Origin of the sequence: Streptomyces fagopyri (assembly GCF_009498275.1) — a bacterium.
GTDB lineage: Bacteria > Actinomycetota > Actinomycetes > Streptomycetales > Streptomycetaceae > Streptomyces > Streptomyces fagopyri.
In genome coordinates this window covers 4183808-4207559 of the sequence record NZ_CP045643.1, presented here as the reverse complement: position 1 = coordinate 4207559, position 23752 = coordinate 4183808, and the positions used below count along the sequence as shown (strand labels likewise).

General features: G+C 72.3%; 18 protein-coding genes. 9 read left to right on the top strand and 9 right to left on the bottom strand.

The annotated features are described in order from the left end of the window. Positions 1–14: 14 nt before the first annotated feature. Positions 15–1784: an arginine--tRNA ligase gene (argS, locus tag GFH48_RS18005; protein ID WP_153289241.1), complete on the bottom strand. Its 1770-nt coding sequence runs from the start codon at positions 1782–1784 to the stop codon at positions 15–17. A gap of 192 nt (positions 1785–1976) precedes the next feature. Here argS and lysS point away from each other — a divergent pair, with 192 nt between their 5' ends. Beyond that, entirely contained in the window at positions 1977–3719 is a 1743-nt protein-coding gene (gene lysS, locus GFH48_RS18000) for a lysine--tRNA ligase (RefSeq protein ID WP_153289240.1), read from the top strand. 112 nt (positions 3720–3831) lie between these two features. On the opposite strand, the gene GFH48_RS17995 is transcribed toward lysS, so the two are convergent. The 3 genes from GFH48_RS17995 to GFH48_RS17985 all read right to left on the bottom strand — a co-directional run bounded on the left by GFH48_RS17995 (position 3832) and on the right by GFH48_RS17985 (position 7314). Beyond that, positions 3832–5205, bottom strand: a complete 1374-nt coding sequence (locus tag GFH48_RS17995) for a DUF2637 domain-containing protein (protein WP_153292975.1) — start codon at positions 5203–5205, stop codon at positions 3832–3834. A gap of 201 nt (positions 5206–5406) precedes the next feature. After that, on the bottom strand, positions 5407–6330 hold the full coding sequence (locus tag GFH48_RS17990) for a DUF3558 family protein (protein ID WP_153289239.1): 924 nt from the start codon (positions 6328–6330) through the stop codon (positions 5407–5409). Positions 6331–6477: 147 nt separating this feature from the next. Further along, on the bottom strand, positions 6478–7314 hold the full coding sequence (locus tag GFH48_RS17985; protein WP_153289238.1) for a DUF3558 domain-containing protein: 837 nt from the start codon (positions 7312–7314) through the stop codon (positions 6478–6480). A gap of 214 nt (positions 7315–7528) precedes the next feature. Here GFH48_RS17985 and GFH48_RS17980 point away from each other — a divergent pair, with 214 nt between their 5' ends. Continuing rightward, positions 7529–8722 carry an RtcB family protein gene (locus GFH48_RS17980; protein ID WP_153289237.1) on the top strand — a complete coding sequence of 398 codons (1194 nt, stop codon included), beginning with the start codon at positions 7529–7531 and terminating at the stop codon, positions 8720–8722. Positions 8723–8782: 60 nt separating this feature from the next. Here GFH48_RS17980 and GFH48_RS38580 read toward each other — a convergent pair whose 3' ends face one another. From GFH48_RS38580 to GFH48_RS17970, 3 genes are all read right to left on the bottom strand, one after another. Then, positions 8783–8941 carry a hypothetical protein gene (locus GFH48_RS38580; RefSeq protein WP_194280610.1) on the bottom strand — a complete coding sequence of 53 codons (159 nt, stop codon included), beginning with the start codon at positions 8939–8941 and terminating at the stop codon, positions 8783–8785. Then, positions 8941–9717 carry an SDR family NAD(P)-dependent oxidoreductase gene (locus GFH48_RS17975; protein WP_153289236.1) on the bottom strand — a complete coding sequence of 259 codons (777 nt, stop codon included), beginning with the start codon at positions 9715–9717 and terminating at the stop codon, positions 8941–8943. Before GFH48_RS17975 ends, GFH48_RS38580 begins: the two co-directional genes overlap by 1 nt. A 145-nt stretch (positions 9718–9862) precedes the next feature. Further along, positions 9863–10201 carry a YnfA family protein gene (locus tag GFH48_RS17970; RefSeq protein WP_153289235.1) on the bottom strand — a complete coding sequence of 113 codons (339 nt, stop codon included), beginning with the start codon at positions 10199–10201 and terminating at the stop codon, positions 9863–9865. A gap of 132 nt (positions 10202–10333) precedes the next feature. Here GFH48_RS17970 and GFH48_RS17965 point away from each other — a divergent pair, with 132 nt between their 5' ends. The 6 genes from GFH48_RS17965 to GFH48_RS17940 all read left to right on the top strand — a co-directional run bounded on the left by GFH48_RS17965 (position 10334) and on the right by GFH48_RS17940 (position 18700). Further along, complete coding sequence (locus GFH48_RS17965; protein ID WP_153289234.1) at positions 10334–10801, top strand: hypothetical protein; 468 nt, start codon at positions 10334–10336, stop codon at positions 10799–10801. A 464-nt stretch (positions 10802–11265) separates the two neighbouring features. After that, on the top strand, positions 11266–12354 hold the full coding sequence (locus GFH48_RS17960; RefSeq protein ID WP_153289233.1) for an LLM class flavin-dependent oxidoreductase: 1089 nt from the start codon (positions 11266–11268) through the stop codon (positions 12352–12354). After that, entirely contained in the window at positions 12351–13055 is a 705-nt protein-coding gene (locus tag GFH48_RS17955) for an FMN reductase (RefSeq protein WP_153289232.1), read from the top strand. The genes GFH48_RS17960 and GFH48_RS17955 overlap by 4 nt, the downstream gene beginning before the upstream one ends. A 468-nt stretch (positions 13056–13523) precedes the next feature. Next, entirely contained in the window at positions 13524–14273 is a 750-nt protein-coding gene (locus GFH48_RS17950; protein WP_153289231.1) for a response regulator transcription factor, read from the top strand. Further along, positions 14274–15761 (top strand): sensor histidine kinase, encoded by a 1488-nt coding sequence (locus tag GFH48_RS17945; RefSeq protein WP_228120666.1) that lies wholly within the window; start codon positions 14274–14276, stop codon positions 15759–15761. A 374-nt stretch (positions 15762–16135) separates the two neighbouring features. Beyond that, a complete protein-coding gene (locus tag GFH48_RS17940) occupies positions 16136–18700 on the top strand; it encodes an ATP-binding protein (RefSeq protein ID WP_153289230.1) in 2565 nt (854 codons plus the stop codon). Between the two features lie 78 nt (positions 18701–18778). Here GFH48_RS17940 and GFH48_RS17935 read toward each other — a convergent pair whose 3' ends face one another. After that, on the bottom strand, positions 18779–20755 hold the full coding sequence (locus GFH48_RS17935) for an APC family permease (RefSeq protein WP_407698716.1): 1977 nt from the start codon (positions 20753–20755) through the stop codon (positions 18779–18781). 297 nt (positions 20756–21052) lie between these two features. Further along, complete coding sequence (locus tag GFH48_RS17930; protein ID WP_228120663.1) at positions 21053–21610, bottom strand: hypothetical protein; 558 nt, start codon at positions 21608–21610, stop codon at positions 21053–21055. A gap of 222 nt (positions 21611–21832) precedes the next feature. Here GFH48_RS17930 and GFH48_RS17925 point away from each other — a divergent pair, with 222 nt between their 5' ends. Beyond that, on the top strand, positions 21833–23674 hold the full coding sequence (locus tag GFH48_RS17925; RefSeq protein ID WP_153289228.1) for an APC family permease: 1842 nt from the start codon (positions 21833–21835) through the stop codon (positions 23672–23674). Positions 23675–23752: the final 78 nt, after the last annotated feature.

The following is a 23752-nucleotide window of genomic DNA, read 5'->3' as shown; positions in this document are numbered from 1 at the left end:
GCGGACCCCCGCGGTCAGAGGCGCTCGGGCGTCCTGATGCCCAGCAGGGCCATGCCCTGGTGGAGCGTGCGGGCCGTCAGGTCGCAGAGGAACAGGCGGTTCTCCGCGACCTCCTGCGCCGGGGCCGGCTTGATGACCGGGCACTGGTCGTAGAACGTCGTGAAGAGCGAGGCCAGTTGGTACAGGTACGCCGCGAGCTTGTGCGGGGCGTACTCGGCGGCGACCTCGTCCAGAGTCTCGCCGAACCGGTCCAGGTGCAGGCCGAGCGCCCGCTCCGTCGGGGCCAGTTCGAGCTCCGGGTGGGCCAGCGGCGTACGGTCGCCGGCCTTGCCGAAGATCGACCGGATACGGGCGTACGCGTACTGGAGGTACACGGACGTGTCGCCGTTCAGGGAGACCATCTGGTCCAGGTCGAACTTGTAGTCCCGCACGGCGGAGGTGGAGAGGTCCGCGTACTTCACGGCGCCGATGCCGACGTACCGGCCGTTCTCCTCGATCTCGCGCTCGCTCAGGTCCACCTTCTCGGCCTTCTCCCGCACGACGGCCGTCGCCCGGTCGATCGCCTCGTCCAGCAGGTCGACCAGCCGGACCGTCTCGCCCTCACGGGTCTTGAACGGCTTGCCGTCCTTGCCCAGCACCGTGCCGAAGGCCAGCTGGTGGGCCTTCACGTCGTCGCTCAGCCAGCCGGCCCTGCGCGCGGTCTCGAAGACCATCTTGAAGTGCAGGGACTGCCGGGCGTCCACGACGTAGATCAGGCTGTCGGCCTTCAGGTTGAAGACACGGTCGCGGATCGCGGACAGGTCGGTGGCCGCGTAGCCGTATCCGCCGTCCGACTTCTTCACGATCAGCGGGACCGGGTTGCCGTCGGGGCCCTTCACGTCGTCGAAGAACACGCAGAGCGCCCCTTCGGAGCGGACCGCGACGCCCGACTCCTCCAGGAGGCGGCACGTCTCGTCCAGCATCTCGTTGTAGCCGGACTCGCCCACCACGTCGGCGTCGGCGATCTCCATGTCCAGCTTCTCGAAGACCGAGTAGAAGTAGATCTTCGACTCGTCCACGAACTTCTGCCACATGGCCAGCGTCTCGGGCTCGCCCGCCTGGAGGTCCACCACCCGGCGCCGGGCCCGCGTCTTGAACTCCTCGTCGGAGTCGAAGACCGTCCGGGCCGCCTTGTAGAGCCGGTTCAGGTTCGACATGGCCTCCTCGCCGGAGACCTGGCCGCCCTTGTGGTCCAGCTCGTGCGGGTGCTCGATCAGATACTGGATGAGCATGCCGAACTGGGTGCCCCAGTCGCCGATGTGGTGCCGGCGCACGACCGACTCGCCGGTGAACTCGAGGATTTGCGTCACCGCGTCACCGATCACCGCGGACCGCAGATGACCGACGTGCATCTCCTTCGCCACGTTCGGCTGCGCGTAGTCGATCACCGTCGTGCCCGGGTGCTCGGCGAACGGCACGCCGAGGCGGTCGCTGTCCGCGTACCGCGCCGCCAGGTTCTCGGTGATCGCCCGGTCGGTGATCGTGATGTTCAGGAAGCCGGGCCCGGAGACCTCGATGTCCTTGATCACTTCACCCGACTCGACCCGCGCCACGACCTGCGTCGCCAGCTCTCTCGGGTTCGCCTTCGCCTTCTTCGCGAGCGCCAGGATCCCGTTGGCCTGGAAGTCGGCCCGGTCGCTTCGTCGCAGCAGCGGGTCCGCGGAACCGGCCTCCGGCAGGGCTGCCGTGAGGGCGTCCGCGAGGCGCTGGTGGACGGAAGCGGTGAGGGACGTGACCGAGGCCATGGGGTGGATGCCGTTCTCCTCGAGGAATTCAGACGGACCCGGTCAGTATCCCATGGGGGAGCAAGCGGAATTCGCTGCGACGGCCCGGCCGGGCCGGGTGGCGAGAGGGCACTGAAAAGCCGTTTTCGTGGTTGCGGTCGCAGCTGGGAGAATGGTCCGGTCAGCCGTACTGGCGTATTCGGAAAGAAGGACGTGCCGATCGTGGCCCAGAGCACCGAGACCACCGACTGGGTCTCCCGTTTCGCGGACGAGGTCATCGCCGAGTCGGAGCGTCGTGCCCCGGGCAAACCGGTCGTCGTCGCGTCCGGACTCTCCCCCTCGGGCCCCATCCACCTCGGCAACCTGCGCGAGGTGATGACCCCGCACCTGGTCGCCGACGAGATCCGGCGCCGTGGCCTCACCGTGCGTCACCTGATCTCGTGGGACGACTACGACCGTTACCGCAAGGTGCCGGCGGGCATCGCGGGCATCGACGAGTCGTGGGCCGAGCACATCGGCAAGCCGCTGACCTCCGTCCCGGCCCCGAAGGGCTCGGCGTACCCGAACTGGGCCGAGCACTTCAAGGCCGCGATGACCGGGGCGCTGGCCGAGCTCGGCGTCGAGTACGACCCGATCAGCCAGACGGAGCAGTACACCTCCGGCGCCTACCGCGAGCAGGTCCTGTTCGCGATGAGGCACCGCGGGGACATCGACGCGATCCTCGACCAGTACCGCACCAAGAAGGCCCCGGCCAAGAAGCAGCAGGGCCAGAAGCCGGTCGACGAGGCCGAGCTGGAGGCCGCCGAGGGATCGGGTGCCGCCGCCGAGGACGACGGCAGCTCCACCGCGGGGTACTTCCCGTACAAGCCCTACTGCGGCCGGTGCGAGAAGGACCTCACCACCGTCACGGCCTACGACGACGAGACGACCGAGCTGACGTACACGTGCTCGGCCTGCGGCTTCTCCGAGACCGTCCGGCTCAGCGAGTTCAACCGCGGCAAGCTGGTCTGGAAGGTCGACTGGCCGATGCGCTGGGCCCACGAGGGTGTGATCTTCGAGCCGAGCGGTGTCGACCACTCGTCCCCGGGGTCCTCCTTCCAGGTCGGCGGCCAGATCGTCGGGATCTTCGGCGGCGAGCAGCCCATCGGACCGATGTACGCCTTCGTCGGCATCAGCGGGATGGCCAAGATGTCCAGCAGCAAGGGCGGCGTCCCCACCGCGGCGGACGCCCTCCAGATCATGGAGCCGCAGCTGCTGCGCTGGCTGTACGCCCGCCGCCGCCCCAACCAGTCGTTCAAGATCGCCTTCGACCAGGAGATCCAGCGGCTCTACGACGAGTGGGACAAGCTCGCGGGCAAGGTCGCCGAGGAGTCCGTGCTGCCCGCCGACGCCGCCGCGTACGCGCGCGCGGTGGGCACCGCCGCGGGGGAACTGCCCAGGACCCCCCGGCCGATGGCGTACCGCACGCTCGCCTCCGTCGCCGACATCACCGCGGGCGCCGAGGACCAGACCCTGCGCATCCTGAGCGAGCTCGACCCGGAGCACCCGCTCGGTTCGCTCGACGAGGTCCGCCCCCGGCTCGACAAGGCCGAGACCTGGATCAACACCCAGGTCGCGGCGGAGGAGCGCACCGTCGTGCGCGGCGAGCCCGACGCCGAACTGCTCGCGTCCCTCGACGACCAGGGCCGCGAGTCGCTGCGGCTGCTCCTGGACGGCCTGGACAAGAACTGGTCCCTGGACGGTCTGACCCATCTCGTCTACGGCGTCCCCAAGGTCCAGGCCGGCTTCCCGTCCGACGCCACCGCCAAGGAGCTCCCGCCGGAGATCAAGGTCGCCCAGCGCACGTTCTTCGCGCTGCTCTACCACCTGCTCGTCGGGCGTGACACCGGGCCGCGGCTGCCCACGCTGCTGCTCGCGGTCGGCCAGGAGCGGGTGCGCAAGCTGCTCGGCGCGTAACCGCGCACAGCCGCACAGCCGCACAGCCGCACAGCCGCACAGCCGCACAGTCGTACGAGGAGGGGGCGCCCGGTGAACACCGGGCGCCCCCTCCTCACGCACGCCGACGTGTCTACGCGATGTGGTCTTCCTGGAGTTCCGCCGTGTGGCGGTTGGTGAAGCGGTTGACCATGCGGTCGGCCTCGCGCTGCGGGAGCGTGGTGCCGTACGTCGCCTCCACGTCGCCCCTGAACTGGCCCGAGGTCGGATAGCTGCCGTCTATCGACTTCTTGAAGACCAGGTAGTAGTCCTCCTCGGTCGGCTCCGAGCCGCCGCCCGCACCCAGCTCACGGGTACGGCCCGGGCCGGACGGGATCGGAAAGGTGCCGGTGTCCTCCGGAGAGGGTTCCGGGGCGAGGGCGGGCTCCTCCTCGTACAACTGTTCCTCGAACCGCTGCTGCGGGAACGGCTGCTCGTCGAAGCGCTGTTGCGGGAACGGCTGCTGCTCGAACCGCTGCTGTTCCTCGAACTGCTGCCGGGCCCGGAACTGCTGCTGTTCCTCGAACTGCTCGGCCTGCTGCTGCTCCTCGTACCACTGCCGGTACGCGACGTCCGGGTCGTACGTCGGGTCGTAGCCGCCCTGATACGCGACGGACTGGGGGTCCCGCGCCTGAAGCCACTGGCTCTGCGGCTCGGCGTGGTCCTCCGGCTGCCCGGGGGGCTCGTTCGCCTCGGCGGCGGGAAGCTGGTCCCGGACCGGCGCCGCGCCGCTCTGTACGGCGGGTGCCGCCGCTTCCGGCCCGCGGGCCGGTTCCCACTGCGGCGCGGGGGGCAGCAGCGCGGGCTCGATGCCGGCGGCGGCCAGGCCCGAGGGGGCGGTCTCGGCGAGCGGGACACCGTAGCGCGCGAGCCGCAGCGGCATCAGGGATTCCACCGGGGCCTTGCGGCGCCAGCCCCGGCCGAAGCGGGAGTGCAGCCGGGCCTGGTAGACCAGCCGTTCCTGCTCCAGCCTGATGACCTGCTCGTAGGAGCGCAGTTCCCACAGCTTCATCCGCCGCCACAGGAGGAAGGTCGGGATGGGCGAGAGCATCCAGCGGGTGAGGCGGACGCCCTCCATGTGCTTGTCGGCGGTGATGTCGGCGATCCGGCCGATCGCGTGCCGGGCCGCCTCGACGGAGACCACGAACAGGACCGGGATCACGGCGTGCATGCCGACGCCCAGCGGGTCCGGCCAGGCCGCGGCGCCGTTGAACGCGATCGTCGCGACCGTCAGCAGCCACGCCGTCTGGCGCAGCAGCGGGAAGGGGATCCTGATCCAGGTGAGGAGGAGGTCCAGTGCCAGCAGGACGCAGATGCCCGCGTCGATGCCGATCGGGAAGACGTACGCGAAGTTCCCGAAGCCCTTCTTGAGGGCAAGTTCGCGTACGGCCGCGTACGAACCCGCGAAGCCGATTCCCGCGATGACGAGCGCACCGGCGACGACCACGCCGATGAGAATCCGGTGCATCCGGGTGAGCTGAATGGGCGCGGACACCCGTACTCCCCTCCCCTTGCGTGTTGTTCCTTGCGTGTTGTTGCGCGCAACAGGGTGGCACATGTGTACGGCGTACGGGTGGGCGGTAGCCGAGGAGCCCGGTCCGTGTGGGGGCCGGGCTCCGTCAAATGCGCTGGAACGCCTACGAGTTGCGCCGCCGGAGCGGTCGCGATGTCAGCTTTTCGCGGCCGCGGACTTGGAGGGCGAAGCGCTCTTGGAGGCCGGCTTCGAGGGGCTCGGGGATGTCGACGGCTTCGCGGACTTCGAGGCGGAGGCCGACGGGGACGCCGACTTCGAGGGTGCGCCGGACCGGTCCGGGGTGCCGCCCGGCCTGCTGCCGTCCTGGTTCGCGCCGGCGACCGCGGCCACGACCTCCCTGGCCGCGTTCCCGGCGGCCTTCGTCAGGTCGTCAGCGCCGGGCGCCTTGTCGCCGGCCAGGCCGGCGCCGTTGTAGTCGAGCGTGATGACGACGTTCTCGACGCGCGTCACGACCGTCTGCTGCTTGAAGGTGCCTTCCTTCTTCTTCAGGTCGTAGTGCACCGCCGTCGACGCGTCGCCGGCCCCGGACACCGGCGCCGAACCGGAGCCCTTCGCGCCGGTCACCGTCTGCGCGTCCTTGACCTGCTTCTCGTAGTAGGTCTGTGCGAGCTGGTTGCCCTCGCCGCGGGCCGCGTCCGAGTCGAAGCGCAGCAGGGAGACGTTCAGCCAGCGGAACTGGGAACCCTTGACGCCCTTGTTGTCGAGGCTGTTCCAGGAGCAGTTGCCGCGGTTCTTCGCGTCGTTCGACTGGCCCGCCTTGGCCGACTTCAGGCCCTTCGGCACGAGCTCGCCGAGCGTCTTCTTCGAGAGCACGGAGCAGGGGTTGGGCAGCGTCGCGTACGCGGCCTCCTTGACGGCGTTCGCGGTGGCGTCCGGGGACGCCGCCGAGCTCGTGCCGGTGCTCGGCTTCGCGTCGCCGGAACCGGATCCGGAGGCGGAGTCCGAGCCGGAGTCCGAGGAACAGCCGGCGGCGACGAACATCGCCGGCACGGCGGCTGCGCAGACAAGGATGCGGGTGAGTCGCGGGGCTCGGCCTACTCGCTGTGCTGGTCGGTGCATGGTTCCTTCACTCGTGGCGCTCGTGGTGCGGCCGCACATGGAACGTGCGGCCGGTCGGGTCCGAGGGGCCACGGTACGCGGTGAGGCAGCCGGGTGGTTCCGGTTCCAGGGGTTCGCGGGGGAGCCCCGGAAGCCCCCGCGGGGCCCCTAACCGTTGAACCTGTCGACCAGCTTCTGGGCCAGATTCCGTGCCTTGTCCTGCATTTCCTTGCTGTCGGGGGCGCCGGTGGAGGCGGTCGGCTGCTCGGCGTACTCGACCGTCACGATCACGTTGGACGTGCGGAACACCACAGTCACCGTGCGCTGCTGGGTCGTCGAGGAGGCCGAGTTGAGCTTGTCGTCGAGGAACGCCTCGTCGCCCGTGGAGCCGAGCTCGCGGGGCTGGAGGTCGGCCGGTGTCCCGCTCGTCCCCGCGGAGGCGGTCGCGCCGCCGGACACGGGAGTGGACGCGGAGGCGGACGGGGTGGACGACTCGGTGTCGCCGCCGGAGGCGGTGGCGGACGGGGTGGCGGACGCGGTGGCCGAACCGACGGGCTGGGGGAGGTCCGCGGCGGCCTCCTTGGCCGTGTAGATGTCCTGGGCGCGGGCGTCGTCGCTGACCGCGTTGTCGTAGGAGACGACGCGTTCGAAGTCGACATTGAGATGGTCGGTGGCGTCGGTCGACTCCACCTTCCAGCCGCAGCCGACGCGGCGGTCGGTGTCGTAGGTGAGGGTGGCCTCGCCCTCGTAGGCGGTGTCGCGCTGCGCCTGGTCGGTGATCTGCTTGATGCCGGGCAGGAGCGAGTCGAGGCTGTCGTGGCTCACGGCGGCGCAGGCCTCCGGCAGCGTGCGGTACTTGCCCGGCTGGGCGGCCGGGGCGGTCGCGCCGGCGTCGCCCGGTTTGGGGTCCGTCGTGGTGTCCCCGCCTCCCGAACCGCCGGTGCAGCCGGCGAGCAGGGCCGCGAGGAGCACGGCGGTCCCGGGGACGTACGCCTTCCGCTGCACGGTGAGGCTCCTCTCGACGGACTCCGGGGCCCGTGGCCCGGGAGGTCCTGTGGTGCTGTCCTGTGGTTATTCGGTTGCCGCGCGGGGGCGGCCCCTGAAGACAATGTGTATCGCACGCACTGCCGTGGACGCCGGTCCGTTGTCCTGTACGTCGACCTTGGCACCGCTTTTGCGTTCTGTGACTTTTGTTGGTTTCCGGGGGAATGGGGATGTTATGTCGTACGTGGAGATGCCGGGTGCGCAGGTGCCCATCCGTATGTGGGCCGACCCGGCGTCGGTCGAGGACGTCGCGCTGCGCCAGCTGCGGAACGTGGCGACACTGCCGTGGATCAAGGGCCTCGCCGTGATGCCGGACGTGCATTTCGGGAAGGGTGCCACGGTGGGGTCGGTCATCGCGATGCGGGACGCGGTGTGCCCGGCGGCGGTGGGCGTCGACATCGGCTGCGGGATGTCCGCGGTCAAGACCTCGCTGACCGTCAACGACCTGCCGGGGGATCTGTCCAGGCTCCGGTCGAAGGTCGAGCAGGCGATTCCGGTGGGGCGGGGGATGCACGACGCGCCGGTCGAGCCCGGCGACGTGTACGGACTGGCCGCGGCGGGGTGGGACGACTTCTGGGGGCGGTTCGACGGAGTGGCCGAGGCGGTCAAGTTCCGTCAGGAGCGTGCCACGAAGCAGATGGGGACGCTCGGTTCGGGGAATCACTTCGTGGAGATCTGCACGGACACGACGGGTTCCGTCTGGCTGATGCTGCACTCCGGTTCGCGGAACATCGGCAAGGAACTGGCCGAGCACCACATGGGCGTGGCCCAGAAACTCCCGCACAACCAGGGCCTCGTCGACCGTGACCTGGCGGTCTTCGTCGCCGACACCCCGCAGATGGCGGCGTACCGCAACGACCTGTTCTGGGCGCAGGAGTACGCGAAGTACAACCGCACGCTGATGATGGGGCTCCTGAAGAACGTGATCCGCAAGGAGTTCGGCAAGGCGAAGCCGGCCTTCGAGCCGGAGGTCAGCTGCCATCACAACTACGTCAACATCGAGCGCTACGAAGGCATGGACCTCCTCGTCACGCGCAAGGGCGCCATCAGTGCCCGGGCGGGGGAGTTCGGCATCATTCCGGGGTCGATGGGGACGGGCTCGTACATCGTGAAGGGTCTCGGCAACGAGAAGTCCTTCAACTCGGCTTCGCACGGCGCGGGCCGGCGCATGAGCCGCAACGAGGCCAAGCGCCGCTTCTCGACGCGGGACCTGGAGGAGCAGACGCGGGGCGTCGAGTGCCGCAAGGACTCCGGCGTCGTCGACGAGATCCCGGGCGCGTACAAGCCGATCGAGCAGGTCATCGAGCAGCAGCGCGACCTCGTGGAGGTCGTGGCGAAGCTGAAGCAGGTCGTCTGTGTGAAGGGCTGAACCGTGAGCGGGGCCCGGACCGTCGCCACCGGTCCGGGCCCCGCTCACGTACGGGGGGAGCTACTTCGCGTGCATCACGGCGTAGATCATCACGAACGCCACGACGTGGATGCCGAAGAGGAAGTACGCGAGGTAGTACCAGACCATGCGTTCGTTCTTCTTCTCCTCGGCCAGCCGGCGTTGCTCCGGGGAGAGCGCCTCCGGCGTGTCGTCCGGCATCACAGCTCCCGGTGGACCTTCGTGTTGGAGGCCTGGGCGCGGGGGCGCACCACGAGGAGGTCGATGTTGACGTGGCTGGGGCGGGTGACCGCCCAGGTGATGGTGTCCGCCACGTCGTCGGCGGTGAGCGGCTCGGCCACGCCCGCGTACACCTTCGCCGCCTTCTCCGTGTCGCCGCCGAAGCGGGTCAGCGCGAACTCGTCCGTCTTGACCATGCCGGGCGCGACCTCGATGACACGGACCGGGGTGCCGACGATCTCCAGCCGGAGGGTCTCGGCGAGGACGTGCTCGGCGTGCTTGGCCGCGACGTATCCGGCGCCGCCCTCGTAGGTGCCGTGACCGGCGGTGGAGGAGAGCACCACCACCGTTCCGTCGCCGCTGGCGGTGAGGGCGGGCAGCAGGGCCTGGGTGACGTTCAGGGTGCCGATGACGTTCGTCTCGTACATCAGTCGCCACTCGGCCGGGTCGCCGGTGGCCACCGGGTCGGCGCCCAGCGCGCCGCCCGCGTTGTTGACCAGGACGCCGATCGTCCGGAAGGCCGTGGCGAACTCGTCGACCGCCGCGCGGTCCGTCACGTCCAGCGTGTACGCGGCGGCCTGGTGCCCCGCCGCGTTGATCTCCTCGGCCAGTGCCTCGATGCGGTCCTTGCGGCGGGCGGTCAGGACGACGCGGTAACCGGCCGCGGCGAGCTGCCGGGCCGTCGCCGCGCCGATGCCGCTGCTCGCGCCGGTGATGACGGCGATGCGGGAGGAGGCGGAGGGCGCGGCGGACGTCATGGGCTGCTCCTGAGGCGTACGGCGTACGGCCGCGCGCGCGTCGGGGCGCGCGCACGGGTGTACGGCATGCGGTGATCGGTCCGGGCCAGGATAGGCAGGCGGCCGTCGCGCGCGTCGGGTCCGTCCGTTCCCCGGGCGGGCCGTCTCAGCGGCCGCCGCGCGGCGCGTACATGATCACGGCCATCCCGGCGAGGCAGATCAGCGCGCCGGTGACGTCCCAGCGGTCGGGGCGGTAGCCGTCCGCGACCATGCCCCAGACGAGCGAGCCGGCCACGAAGACCCCGCCGTACGCGGCGAGGACGCGGCCGAACTCGGCGTCCGGCTGGAGCGTGGCCACGAAGCCGTAGACACCCAGGGCCATGACGCCGGCGCCGATCCAGAGCCAGCCGCGGTGCTCGCGGACGCCTTGCCAGACCAGCCAGGCGCCGCCGATCTCGAAGAGCGCGGCGACGACGAAGAGGACCACGGAGCGGACGATCACCATGCCGTCACTTTCGCACGGGTGTTCCGCGCGGCCGCCGTCACCTGTTGGAGGGCGCCTGCCGGCGGCCAGGGGTGGCATACATCGGGTGACCTGATGAGCGTTCTGGGTGTTCCGAGCGAAGGAAGTGACGGCATGCGGATTCTCTCTGCGGTGGGTGCGATGGGTGCGGGGGCGGTCGTGGTGGTGGCCGGGGCGTGCCCGGTCCGGGCCCTGTCCCCGGAGGCCGACCTCGCCTACCACGGCTCCGTGGCCATGGCGGCCGGGCTCTTCGACCTGCGGCTCACCCCGCAGAACCACGGCCCGAGCCCGGTCGCCGAAGCGACGGTCCGGCTGCGCTGGTCGGTCCCGCTCGCGGACGAGCAGCGGCTGCCGGGGGGCTGCGCGCGCTCCGGCGGGCGCAGCGTGGTGTGCCGGACGGGGGAGTTGCCGGCGGACGGGCTCGGGGGTCCGATCGAACTGAGGGTACGGCTGAGGGCGGCGCCGACCGAGGTGATGCTGGAGATCGACACGGTGTGGGGCGGTGGCGCGGTGGACCGCAACCACGCCAACGACCGGCAGCGGGTGCTCGCGCTGGACACGGGTGACTCGTACGCCTTCTAGCGCCGGGGCGGGCGACGTCCGCCGGCGGGGGCCGGGCAGTGCGACGGCGCGGACGTCGTCTGCCGTGGCACCGGGGCGTGTGTCGGCGGTGTCCGTCCCGCGGCCGGTCCGCCGGGCGGGGGGACGAGAGGAGCCGGGAGGGGCCGGGAGGGGGACGAGAGGAGCCGGGAGGGGCCGGGAGGGGCCGGGAGGGGGACGAGAGGGGCCGGGAGGGGGACGAGAGGGGCCGGACGGGGGAAGGGAGGGGCCGGGAGGGGGATGAGAGAGGCCGGACGGGGCCGGGAGGAGGCGGACACGCCCTGGCGCGGTCCGTCACGGCCGAGGACGCGGGCGTGTCCTCGGGTGGTCGCGGGGCCCGGATCGCGGGGCCGGAACGGCGCCCTGGGGGGGTGCGGGAATAGGTCGCCTGGGGTCGTCGTTTGCGGGTATAGTTGAATAGTAAACAACCTGGAGGGCGAGCGACCATGCAGTTCGGGATATTCACCGTCGGCGACGTGACACCGGATCCGACCACCGGCCGGTCACCGAGCGAGCACGAGCGCATCAAGGCCATGGTCGCCATCGCGCAGAAGGCGGAAGAGGTCGGCCTGGACGTCTTCGCGACCGGCGAGCACCACAACCCGCCGTTCGTGCCCTCGTCGCCGACCACGATGCTCGGCTACGTCGCTGCGCGCACCGAGAAGCTCATCCTGTCCACCTCCACCACCCTGATCACCACCAACGACCCGGTGAAGATCGCCGAGGACTTCGCGATGCTCCAGCACCTCGCGGAGGGCCGGGTCGACGTGATGATGGGCCGCGGCAACACCGGGCCGGTCTACCCCTGGTTCGGACAGGACATCCGCCAGGGCATCAACCTCGCCGTCGAGAACTACGCGCTGCTGCACCGCCTGTGGCGCGAGGACGTGGTGACGTGGGAGGGCAAGTTCCGCACGCCTCTACAGTCGTTCACGTCGACCCCCCGGCCGCTCGACGGGGTGGCGCCGTTCGTCTGGCACGGCTCGATCCGCTCCCCGGAGATCGCCGAGCAGGCCGCGTACTACGGCGACGGCTTCTTCCACAACAACATCTTCTGGCCCGCCGACCACACCCGCCGGATGGTCGAGCTGTACCGGACCCGGTACGCGCACTACGGGCACGGCACCGCCGAGCAGGCCATCGTCGGCCTGGGCGGTCAGGTCTTCATGCGGCGCAACTCGCAGGACGCCGTGCGCGAGTTCCGGCCCTACTTCGACAACGCGCCGGTGTACGGGCACGGGCCGTCCCTGGAGGACTTCACCGACCAGACACCGCTGACCGTCGGCTCGCCCCAGCAGGTCATCGAGAAGACGCTGACCTTCCGGGAGTACGCCGGTGACTACCAGCGGCAGCTGTTCCTGGTGGACCACGCCGGACTGCCGCTGAAGACCGTGCTGGAGCAGCTCGACATGCTGGGCGAGGAGGTCGTTCCCGTCCTGCGCGCGGAGTTCGCGAAGAACCGTCCGGCCACGGTGCCCGACGCCCCGACCCACCAGGCCCGTGTGGCCGCCGCCCGGGAGGTGACCGCCGTATGAGGCTCGTCGTCGTCTCGGCGGGGCTGAGCGTCCCGTCGTCCACCCGGCTGCTGGCCGACCGGCTGGCGGCGGCGACCGCCGGCGGAACCGCCGCGCGGGTCGAGGTCGTCGAACTGCGCGACCTCGCGGTCGAGATCGCGCACAACCTCACCAACGGGTTCCCCGGACGGGCGCTGGGCTCCGCGCTCGACGCCGTGACGGCGGCGGACGGCCTGATCGTCGTCACGCCGGTGTTCTCGGCGTCGTACAGCGGTCTGTTCAAGTCCTTCTTCGACGTACTGGACAAGGACGCGCTCGCCGGGAAGCCGGTCCTGATCGCCGCGACCGGCGGCTCTTCGCGGCACTCCCTCGTGCTCGAACACGCCATGCGCCCGCTCTTCGCCCACCTGCGCGCCGTCGTCGTACCGACCGCGGTGTACGCCGCCTCGGAGGACTGGGGCGCGGAGGGACTGGCCGAACGGATCGACCGCGCGGCGGGGGAACTGGCGGCACTGATGAGGGGGCTCGCGGCGGCTGCCGGTGCGGCGACGGGTGCGGCCGGCGCGGGAACCGACACGACGGGGACCGTGCCCGCTCCGGCCGGGACCGTGCCCGTCCAGGGCGGCACCACTCCCGTGCACGGCGTACCCGCGCGGGTCGCGTCCGGCGGTGGCTTCGAGGTCGTCCCTTTCGAGCAGCAGCTCGCCGCGCTGCGGCCGTAGGCGAGCGGACCGGAAGGGCGGGGGCCGGCGGCTCGCGGCAGGGACACGGGCAGGGGCAGGGGTGGGCCGCAACCGTCGTGCGCTTCCGGCCCACCCCCTCCGCACCGGAACGACCCGGATCGGGGGGGCTCCCCGGGCCGGCCGGGCGTGCACCGGGTGATCCCGGACGGACACCGGGCGCCACCGGGTGACACCGGACGAGAGCGGGTCACGGCGCGGGGCCGCGGTCCGTTCGTCCGGTGCCGCCGATGGCATAGGCACGGCACGGCGGTGACACGCTCATCGAGCGCTTCGTAGGACACGCCTTCCCCGGTACGTCCCCGGTCCGCCGGTCCGTCCTGGCATACGGGACACAGTGACCCGGCGAGGTAAGGGGCCCGCGCGGGGAGGGGTGAGAGCCGGGTAAGAAGCCCACGCTCACCTGGCTCATCAGGTGGTGCGCGGCCAGGGGCTTGGCAGACTGGTGAGGTGCCCCAGACTGTGCTGCTCGCCGAGGACGACCGTGCCATCCGCCATGCCCTGGAAAGGGCGCTGACGCTGGAGGGCTACGCGGTGACGGCCGTCGCCGACGGCGTCGAGGCGCTGGCGCAGGCCCACCGCACCCCACCGGACATTTTGCTCCTGGACGTCATGATGCCCGGCATCGACGGACTCCAGGTCTGCCGCGTGCTGCGCGCGGAGGGGGACCGCACACCGATCCTGATGCTCACCGCCCTGGTCGAGACGGCCGACCGCATCGCGGGCCTGGACGCCGGGGCCGACGACTACGTGGTCAAGCCCTTCGACGTGGAGGAGGTGTTCGCCCGGCTGCGGGCCCTGCTGCGCCGGACCAGCCCGGTGAACGCCGCCCCCGCCGCAGGACCGGAGGGCGCGTCCGCCCCGGTCCCCGTGTCGGCACCGGTGCCCCGGGAGGCCCCCGGGCAGCTCGCCGCGGCCGGGCTGCACATGGACATCCAGGCGCGTCGCGCCTGGCGGGGGCAGCGCGAGCTGGAGCTCACCCGCACCGAGTTCGAACTGCTCGAACTCCTCGTCCGCAACGCGGGCATCGTCCTCGACCACGCCACGATCTACGACCGCATCTGGGGCTACGACTTCGGACCCGGCTCCAAGAACCTCGCCGTCTACGTGGGATACCTGCGGCGCAAACTCGACGGGCCGGGGGCGCCGGCGCTGATCCACACAGTGCGGGGCGTGGGGTACGTCCTGAGGGAGGACTGAGTGCCCCCGGGATGGCTCACGGGGCTGCGGCCCCGGCGGCTGTCCTCCCTGCGGGCGACCTTCACCCTGTCGTTCGCGGCCGTGGCCGCCGCGGTCACGGTCCTCGTCGGGTTCCTCAGTTACGACGCCGCGGCCCGGCTGGTGCGCGTGGACCAGCAGACCGTCTTCTCCGAGGTGGTGCAAGACCTGCGCGGCCAGGTCCGGGAGACGCCGCTCGACCCGGGCGACTTCTCGTCGTCCGACCCCGACCACGACGGGCCGCTCGACGACATCATCCGGCCCAGCCGTACGGACGTACAGGTGCTCGGGCGCGGCGGGGCGGTCGCCGACCACGGGAGACCGGTGCTGCCCGTCGTCGCCGGCGACCGGCGGATCGCCGCGTCCCCGGCCGCGGGTACGTGGGTGGAGCACCGGGAGGTGGACGTCGGAGGGGACCTCTACCGGGTGGCCACGGTGGCGCTCGGCGGCGGGCGGGGCGCGGTGCAGGTCGCGCAGCAGTTCAGCGACACGGAGGATCTGCTGCGGGAGCTCCAGCAGCGGACCGTGCTGCTCGTCGGAGCGGTGGTGATCGCGGCCGGGCTGTTCGGATGGTGGCTCGCGCGGCGGATCACCCGGCGGCTGGTGCGGCTGGCGGGGGCCGCCGAGGACGTGGCGCGCACCGGGCGGCTCGGCATCCAGGTGCCCGTCGCCGGACACGACGAGGTGGCACGGCTCGGCCGCTCCTTCGACCGGATGCTCGGACGTCTCGCCCGATCGGAGGAGGACCAGCGGCGGCTCGTCCAGGACGCGGGGCACGAACTCCGTACGCCGCTGACCTCCCTGCGCACGAACATCTCGATGCTCCGGCGCATCGACGAACTGCCGCCCGAGGCCCGGGAGGAACTGGTCGCCGACCTCGCCCAGGAGTCACGTGAGCTGACCGACCTCGTCAACGAGCTGGTGGCGCTCGCGGCCGGGCAGTCCGACACCGAGCCCGTCCGGCGGATCGATCTCGCCGACCTGGCCGAGGACGTCGCGATCGTCGCGCGGCGGCGCAGCGGGCGCGACGTCGCCCTGCGGGTGAGCGGGGACACGACGGTGGACGGGCGTCCGACGGCGTTGCAGCGGGCCGTGTCGAACCTGGTGGAGAACGCGGTGAAGTTCGACCGGGACGGGAAGGTGCCGATCGAGATCGCGGTCACGGGGCCGGTGGGTACGGGTTCCGGTGGCGGTACCGGTGGTGGCGTCGGCCGGCCGGGCAGTGTCCGGATCGAGGTGCTCGACCGGGGGCCGGGTATCGCCGAGGGGGATCTCGTGCGTGTCTTCGACCGGTTCTTCCGGGCGGCCGACGCGCGCAGTCTGCCCGGGTCCGGGCTCGGGCTGTCCATCGTGCGGGAGGTCGCCGTGGCGCACGGCGGGGCGTCGTTCGCCTTTCGGCGGGAAGGGGGAGGGGCGGTGTTCGGTTTCACGGTGAGCGTCACGGGCGACCGCCCCCCGACCGACTCTTGACGCGGGGGCGAAGAACCCCGGGGTCAGCCGACGTGGACGCGCGGACGGCGCGTGGGATCCGCTCAGCACCGCGGACACGGGATCCGGACGGATCAAGCTTGCGTCAGGAGTGACCGGTCGCGCATCACGGGAATATCGGGCACGCCGGGCACCGGGTGCGCCGGGCGTCGCGGGCCGAGCGCCGGGGCCGGGCGGCGGACAGGGCAGGGGACGGGCCGGGCGGCGCACCCCGTGGGTGTGGTCCTGCCCCACCCGCCCCAGCGTCGCGGGGCGGGCCGGCCGCCCGTCAAGGCGGTGTCAACTTCCCCCGGAGCGGCGCCAGGGAAGCGTCAAGAGCGCTGCGCTGCGCCGGCGCCGGGGCTTGGCTGGGGGTGATGAACGATGCAAGGCCGACGCGTGAGGTGCGGCCCGGACGGCTGAAGGTCTACCTCGGGGCTGCCCCGGGCGTCGGCAAGACCTACCGCATGCTCGACGAGGGACACCGCCGGGCGGCGCGCGGCGCCGACGTGGTGGTGGGGGTCGCGCGGTGCCACGGACGCCCGCACACCGAGGCGATGCTCGAAGGACTGGAGCCGGTGGCCCCGGTCCGCTGCCGCCACCGGGGTGAGGAGCGCGAGGAGATGGACCTCGCCGCGGTCCTCGCGCGCCGCCCGCAGGTCGTGATCGTCGACGACTTCGCCCACGCCAACGTGCCCGGTGGCGGCCGCAACCCGAACCGCCGCCAGGACATCGAGGAGCTGCTGGCCGCCGGGATCGACGTCATCACGGCGCTGGACATCCAGCACCTGGAGTCGCTCGGCGACGTCGTCGAGCGGATCACGCGGGTACCGCAGCGCGAGACCGTGCCCGACGAGGCGGTCCGCCGCGCCGACCGGATCGAACTGGTGGACATGGACCCGCGGGACCTGCGCCGCCGGATGGCGCACGGCACCATCTACGCGCCCGAACGGATCGACGCGGCCCTCGCCGACCACTTCCGCCCCGCCAACCTGACCGCGCTGCGCCGGCTCGCCCTGCTGTGGATGGCCGACCGCGTCGACGAGGCGCTGCGCTCGTACCGCCCGGAGCGCGCGGGCGACGGCGGACGGGAGCCCCGCGAGCGGGTCGTGGTCGCGCTCACCGGCGGCGGTGAGGGCGACACCCTCATTCGGCGCGCCGCCCGGATCGCGGGCCTCCCGCACGCCCCCGACGCTCTCGGACCGGTAGGCGCGGGGGCGGCCCCGCGGGCCGGCAGCGATCTGCTCGCCGTGCACGTGACACGCAGCGACACCCTCGCCGCGGGTGCCTCGCACGCCTCCCTGGCCCGGCAGCGGCGGCTGGTCGAGAACCTCGGCGGCAGCTACCACTCGGTCGTCGGCGACGACGTCGCCACCGCGCTGGTCGACTTCGCGCGGGCCGAGAACGCCACCCAGCTCGTCCTCGGCACCAGCCGCCGCGGGCGCGTCGAACGCTTCGTCACCGGACGCGGCACCGGAGAGACGGTGGTCGGGCTCTGCGCCGACATCGACGTCCACATGGTCACGCACGAACGGGCGGGCCGGGGCACGCTGCTGCCGTCGAGGCGCCGTACGCTGCCGACCGCGCGGCTGGTCGCCGGGCCGGTCGCCGGACTCGTCCTGCCGGTGCTGCTCACGCTTCTGCTCGCCCAGGTGCGCGGCACGGTCAACCTCACCAGTGAGGCGCTGCTGTTCCTGCTCACGGTGGTGGGGGTGGCCTGCATCGGCGGTGTCGCCTCGGCCGTGATCGCCTCGGTCACGGCGTCGCTGCTGCTCAACTACTGGTTCATCCCGCCGGTCGGCTCGTTCACGCTCGCCGATCCCAACGCCGTGCTCGCGGTGGGCGTCTTCACGGTCGTCGCCGCCACGGTCGCGGCCGTCGTCGACCGTTCGCTGCGGCTGTCCCGGCGCGCCGCCCGCGCCACCGCCGAGGCGGAGACCATGTCGTCGCTCGCGGGCACCATCGTGCGGGGCGGCGAGACGATCCCGGCCCTGCTGGAACGTACCCGGGAGACGTTCGGGACGGACTCCGCGGAACTGGTGGACCGGCCGCCCCCACCGGGCACGGACACCGGGGCGGTCGTGGTCGTGCCCGCGGGGCCGGGCTCCCACCTGGTCCTGCGGGGACGCCCGCTCGCCTCCTCCGAACGGCGGGTGCTGGCCGCCTTCGCCGCGCACGTCGGGTCCGCCGTCGAGCGGGCCAGGCTGGCGGAGGCCGCTGCCGAGGTGGAGCCGGTCCGGGCCGCCGACCGGATGCGTACGGCGCTGCTGCGGGCGGTCGGCCACGACCTGCGCACCCCGCTCGCCGCCGGATGGGCCGCCGTGGCCTCGCTGCGCAGCCGGGACGTCGAGTTCTCCGCCGCCGACCGCGACGAACTCCTCGCCACCGCCGACGAGTCCATGGCCAAGCTGAACCGGCTGGTGGAGAACCTGCTCGACCTCAGCCGTCTGCAGGCCGGCGTGCTCTGTCTGAACCTGCGGGCCACCGCCCTGGAGGAGGTGCTCCCGGCGGCGCTCGCGGATGTTCCCGGGGTCGAGGTCGGCGACCTGGAGAGGCTCCCGGCCGTTCTCGCCGACCCGCCGCTCCTGGAGCGGGTGATCGCCAACCTGGCGGGCAACGCCGCCCGGCACACCTCCGAGGGGCGCCCGGTGCTGCTGACCGCCAGTGCCCACGCGGGCCGGGTCGAGGTACGGATCGTGGACCGCGGCCCCGGTATCCCGCCGTCCGACCGCGACCGGGTCTTCGAGCCCTTCCAGCGGCTGGGCGACACCGACAACTCGACCGGCCTCGGTCTCGGCCTCGCCCTGTCCCGGGGCCTGACCGAGGCGATGAACGGCACGCTCGTCCCGGAGGACACCCCGGGTGGCGGCCTCACGATGGTGCTGTCCCTGCCGTGCGCGCGGGACGCGGAGAACGACGTACCGGCGACGCCGTTGCCGTAGCGGGACGTCGGCGGTGGCGTCGGGGCGGGTGCGGCGAGGGTGGTGGCGTCGGCGCGTGCGCCGAAGGCGGGGGTGGCGTCAGCGGTGGCGTCGCGGCGCCGGGCCGCGCGGCTCGCCCCGGCGCACCGATCCGGGCGCGCGGGCGGCCGGCCGGTCCGCGTGCGCCGCCGAGGTCAGCTGCCACGGCACACTCGTGACCATGACCCCCGGCGTGAACAGCAGCCGGTTCTTCAGCCACAGGGCCGACTGGTTGTGGAGGAGGTTCTCCCACCAGTGGCCGACGACGTACTCGGGCACGATGACGGCGACGATGTCGCGGGGGCTCTCCCGGCGCACCGACCGGACGTACTCCACGACCGGCCGGGTCACCTCGCGGTAGGGCGAGTCGATGACCTTCAGCGGGACCTCGATGCCGTACTCCTCCCAGCGCCCGCGCAGCGCCGCCGCCTCGTCGCGGTCCACGGAGACCGTCAGCGCCTCCAGACGGTCGGGGCGCAGGGCCCGCGCGTAGGCGAGGGCGCGCAGCGTGGGCTTGTGCAGGGTGGACACCAGGACGATGGCCAACACCCTTGACGGAGAGGTGAGTTCGGCCTTGGGGTCGGTGACCGCCAGTTCCGCCGAGGTGACGTCGTAGTGGCGTCGGATCCCGCGCATCATCACCCACAGCACGACGGCCGCGAGGACGGCGAGCCACGCGCCCTGGGTGAATTTGGTGGCCAGCACGATCACCAGGACCAGGCCGGTGACGACCGCGCCGATCGTGTTGATCACCCGGGCGGTGTGGTGGTGGCGGCGCCGTGCCGGGGCGTGTTCGGCGCGCAGTTCGCCGTTCCAGTGCCGGACCATGCCGAGTTGGGAGAGCGTGAAGGAGGTGAACACGCCCAGGATGTACAGGTGGATGAGGCTGGTGACGTTCGCCCGGAAGCCCCACAGCAGCAGGCAGGCGACGATCGCCAGCGCCAGGATGCCGTTGGAGAAGGCCAGCCGGTCCCCGCGGTTGTGCAACTGGTGCGGCAGGAACCGGTGCTGCGCCAGGATCGAGGCGAGCAGCGGGAAGCCGTTGAAGGCGGTGTTCGCCGCGAGGATCAGGACGAGCGCGGTCACGGTCTGGATGAGGTAGAAGCCGAGGCTGTGCTCGCCGCCGAAGACCGCCGCCGCGATCTGGGCGATGACCGTGCGCTGGGTGTAGGCGGAGCAGGAGCCGGTCAGGCCCGTCAGGCGGCACGGGTCGCCCGTGATGCGCACCTTCGTGATCAGCGCGAGCGCGGTGACGCCCACGAACAGGACGACCGCGGTGATGCCCATCACCGCCAGGGTGGCGGCCGCGTTCGCCGACTTGGGCTTGCGGAACGCCGGTACGCCGTTGGAGATGGCCTCCACCCCGGTCAGCGCCGTACAGCCGGAGGAGAACGCGCGCAGGACCAGCATCAGCAGGGCCGGGCCGGCGAGGTCCGCGTCGGCGGGGGCCGCGGTGATGCCGTACCCGGCGCTCTCGGCGACCGGCGCGTCCCCGAGGGCGCAGCGGACCAGACCCGTGATCACCATGATGAGCACGCCGCCGACGAAGAGGTAGGTGGGGGCGGCGAAGGCCCGTCCCGACTCGCGCACGCCCCGCAGGTTCGTCGCGGTCAGGGCCGCGACGAAGCCGATGGCCAGCAGGACGCGGTGGGGGGCCAGTTGGGGGAGGGCCGAGATGATGTTGTCGACGCCGGAGGCGACCGAGACGGCCACCGTCATGACGTAGTCGACGAGCAGGGAGGCGGCCACGACGAGACCGGCGGAGGGGCCGAGGTTGGTCGACACCACCTCGTAGGAGCCGCCGCCGCTCGGGTAGGCGTGCACCACCTGGCGGTAGGACAGCACCACGACCGTCATCAGGGCGACGACCGCGGCCGCGATCCACGGGGCGAAGTGCAGGTACGCCAGTCCGCCGAGCGTGAGGACGAGCAGGATCTCCTGTGTCGCGTACGCCACCGAGGACAACGGGTCCGAGGCGAAGACGGGCAGCGCGAGCCGCTTGGGCAGGAGCGTCTCGTGCAGCTCTTCGCTCCGCATGGCCCGGCCGATCACCAGCCGTTTGAGGATCCCCGTCACGTTGAACACGGCCGGAGACTAAGCCGGGGGAGTGCCCGGGAGGGGGAGGGTGAGCGGCCCGGGGACCTTTAAGGGACCGTTAGGGTCCCGCCGCGCACGTGCAGATGGAGCAAGGAAGGGCAGGGGGCGCGAGGAGGGCGGGGTGGCCGCGGCCCGCCCTTCGAGAGGTGCGGGCCGGTCCCTCAAGAGGTGCGGGCCGGTCCCTCGGGGGGTGCGGCGCACTGCCGCTCCGGGCCCGCCGTCACTCCGGGCCCGCCGTCAGTCCAGTCCCGACATCGTGAAGACCGTCCGCGCCGTCTCCCGGTCGATCCGTTCCGAGACCCGGCGCAGGGCGGTCTCCCCGCAGGTCAGTGAGCCGCGCCGGGCGGAGCGGCGGGCGTCCTCGTCGAGGCGGTGCCACAGCGGGGGGTTGGCGACCAGGACGCGGGGGTCGATCTCGGCCCGGGCGCCGAAGGCGTCCCGCAGGACGAGGCGCTGTCCGACCCCGTCCAGGCAGCGCACCGACACCAGGTGGTCGGTGCGCACCCGGTGTCCGCGCAGCGGTCCGCGCGTGCTCAGCCAGCCCTCGCCGGCGGCGACCCGGGACGGGTACAGCACCAGGAACAGGAGTGCCGCGAGCGCGGTCCACAGTGCGGCGCGCAGGGGGGTGAGGCTGCCGGCCGCCCCGTCGATCAGCAGCAGGAGGACGAGGAGAGCGCCCGCGCAGCGGAGCGAGCTGCGCAGGTCCCTTTCCCAGAGACGGTCGTACGCCACCTCGGCCGGTCCCGTGCGCGGTACCGGTGCGGGGGCGTCGCGGGTGTGGTCGCGGCGGTCCATGGCACCGACGGTAGAGACCCCGAAAGCGGTGGGCATCCCGCCTTGACGGGCCTCTGACGGGCCGGGACGTCAAGGTTCCGACAAGGCCCGGGTGATGGGCGCGAGGAACGCGCAAGAGCCTCCCGCCGACCCCCGTACGGGGGCCCAGTCTGGCACTGGCCGCGCACCGCCTTCCCGCGCCCGCGGCCTCTTCCCGTCCGCCCCGAGAAGGAGCCTGTGCCCGTGGCCGTCCTCGCCGCCGAAGCGACCGACCCCGCCCTCCCCGCCGACGAGCGACCGCCGGACACCGGCGAACGCCATCGGCTCACCGCCGTCACGGGCCTGGCCGCCCTCTCCCTGGACGCGATGGCGTCCGTGGCGTACGGCCCCGAGGCGATCGTCCTCGTGCTGGCCGCCGCGGGCGCGCACGGCCTCGGCTTCACCCTGCCGGTCACCCTGGCCATCGCCGGGCTGCTGGCGGTGCTCGTCGCCTCCTACCGGCAGGTGATCGCCGCGTTCCCGGACGGTGGCGGCTCGTACGCCGTCGCCAGGACGCACCTGGGCGCCCGGACGAGCCTGGTCGCCGCGGCCTCGCTGGTCCTGGACTACGTGCTCAACGTGGCCGTGGCCGTCACCGCCGGGGTCGCCGCCCTGACCTCGGCCTTCCCGGCGCTCTACGCCGACCGGGTCTGGCTGTGCCTGGCCGTGCTGGTGCTGGTGACCGCCGTCAACCTGCGCGGGATCGTGGAGTCGGCGCGCGTCTTCATGGTGCCCACGGCCGTCTTCGTCGTCTCGATCCTCGTCCTGGTCGCCGTCGGTCTCTTCCGGTCGGCGCCCGTCAGCACCGCGGCGGCCGCCGGGCACGCGTCCGTACTCGCCGACAACGCCACCACGGTCGGCACCCTGCTCCTGCTGAAGGCCTTCGCCTCCGGATGCAGCGCCCTGACCGGCGTCGAGGCCCTCGCCAACGCCGTGCCGTCCTTCCGTACCCCGCGGGTACGCCGGGCCCAGCGCGCGGAGGTCGCCCTCGGCGCCGTGCTCGGGGTCATGCTGGTCGGCCTGTCGGTGCTCATCTCGCGTTTCCATCTGCAGCCCGTCGAGGGTGTCACCGTCCTCGCCCAGCTCGCGGACGCCTCACTCGGTCACACCTGGGCCTTCTACGTCGTGCAGTTCGCGACGATGATCCTGCTGGCCCTCTCCGCGAACACCTCCTTCGGCGGTCTGCCCGTCCTGCTGAAGCTGCTGGCCCGCGACAACTATCTCCCGCACGTCTTCGCCCTGAAGGCCGACCGGCAGGTGCACCGCCACGGCGTGCTCGCCCTGGCCCTGGTGTCGGCGGCCCTGCTGGTCCTCTCCGGCGGCGACACGAACACCCTGGTGCCGCTCTTCGCCATCGGTGTCTTCATCGGCTTCACGGTCGCCCAGGTCGGGATGGTCCGGCACTGGCGCGGCCGGCGGGAGCGGGGATGGCGGGGCAAGGCGCTGCTCAACGGCTTCGGAGCGGTGCTCACCGGCGTCTCGGCGGTCGTGGTCACGGCGACCAAGTTCGAGGAGGGCGCCTGGCTGATAGTGATCGCCGTACCGCTGCTGGTGGCGGCCTTCGAGACGGTGCACCGGGCCTACGCGCGGATCGGGGAGCGGCTCGGTCTCGGCCGTGTTCCCGAGCCCCCGCACCGCGACCGCTCCCTGATCGTGGTCCCGGTGTCGCATCTGTCCCGGCTCACCGTCGAGGCGCTCAACGCCGCCACCTCGCTCGGTGACGAGGTGCGCGCCGTCACCGTGTGCCATGCCGATGCCGAGGACCGTGCCCAGAGCGCCGACCTGGCCCGCGACTGGGCGCTGTGGGACCCCGGAGTCCCGCTGGTCCGTCTCACCTCCGAGCGCCGGGCGCTGGGCCGCCCGATCGCCGCGTACGTGCGGGACGTCAGCGCGCCCGGCACCCGCGTCACCGTGCTGATCCCGGAGGTCGAGCCCGACCGGCTGTGGCAGCGGCTGCTCCAGAACCAGCGGGGCGCGCTCGTCGCGCACGCCGTGCGCCGGGACACCGACGCGGTGATCTGCCGGCTGCGCTTCCGGCTCTCCTGACGCCCGCGCCGGCCGTCGCGGAGCCCGGCCCCGAGGCTCGCGTATGGGTCGCGTCAAGGCGGTACGGGCCTCCGTAAG

What these genes read in the sequence shown, in the direction of transcription:
- argS (WP_153289241.1), bottom strand. Translation starts at nt 1,784, where the DNA reads ATGGCCTCGGTCACGTCCCTCACCGCTTCCGTCCACCAGCGCCTCGCG.
- GFH48_RS17995 (WP_153292975.1), bottom strand. Translation starts at nt 5,205, where the DNA reads ATGCACCGGATTCTCATCGGCGTGGTCGTCGCCGGTGCGCTCGTCATC.
- GFH48_RS17990 (WP_153289239.1), bottom strand. Translation starts at nt 6,330, where the DNA reads ATGCACCGACCAGCACAGCGAGTAGGCCGAGCCCCGCGACTCACCCGC.
- GFH48_RS17980 (WP_153289237.1), top strand. Translation starts at nt 7,529, where the DNA reads ATGTCGTACGTGGAGATGCCGGGTGCGCAGGTGCCCATCCGTATGTGG.
- GFH48_RS38580 (WP_194280610.1), bottom strand. Translation starts at nt 8,941, where the DNA reads ATGCCGGACGACACGCCGGAGGCGCTCTCCCCGGAGCAACGCCGGCTG.
- GFH48_RS17975 (WP_153289236.1), bottom strand. Translation starts at nt 9,717, where the DNA reads ATGACGTCCGCCGCGCCCTCCGCCTCCTCCCGCATCGCCGTCATCACC.
- GFH48_RS17970 (WP_153289235.1), bottom strand. Translation starts at nt 10,201, where the DNA reads ATGGTGATCGTCCGCTCCGTGGTCCTCTTCGTCGTCGCCGCGCTCTTC.
- GFH48_RS17965 (WP_153289234.1), top strand. Translation starts at nt 10,334, where the DNA reads ATGCGGATTCTCTCTGCGGTGGGTGCGATGGGTGCGGGGGCGGTCGTG.
- GFH48_RS17960 (WP_153289233.1), top strand. Translation starts at nt 11,266, where the DNA reads ATGCAGTTCGGGATATTCACCGTCGGCGACGTGACACCGGATCCGACC.
- GFH48_RS17955 (WP_153289232.1), top strand. Translation starts at nt 12,351, where the DNA reads ATGAGGCTCGTCGTCGTCTCGGCGGGGCTGAGCGTCCCGTCGTCCACC.
- GFH48_RS17940 (WP_153289230.1), top strand. Translation starts at nt 16,136, where the DNA reads ATGAACGATGCAAGGCCGACGCGTGAGGTGCGGCCCGGACGGCTGAAG.
- GFH48_RS17935 (WP_407698716.1), bottom strand. Translation starts at nt 20,755, where the DNA reads ATGCGGAGCGAAGAGCTGCACGAGACGCTCCTGCCCAAGCGGCTCGCG.
- GFH48_RS17930 (WP_228120663.1), bottom strand. Translation starts at nt 21,610, where the DNA reads ATGGACCGCCGCGACCACACCCGCGACGCCCCCGCACCGGTACCGCGC.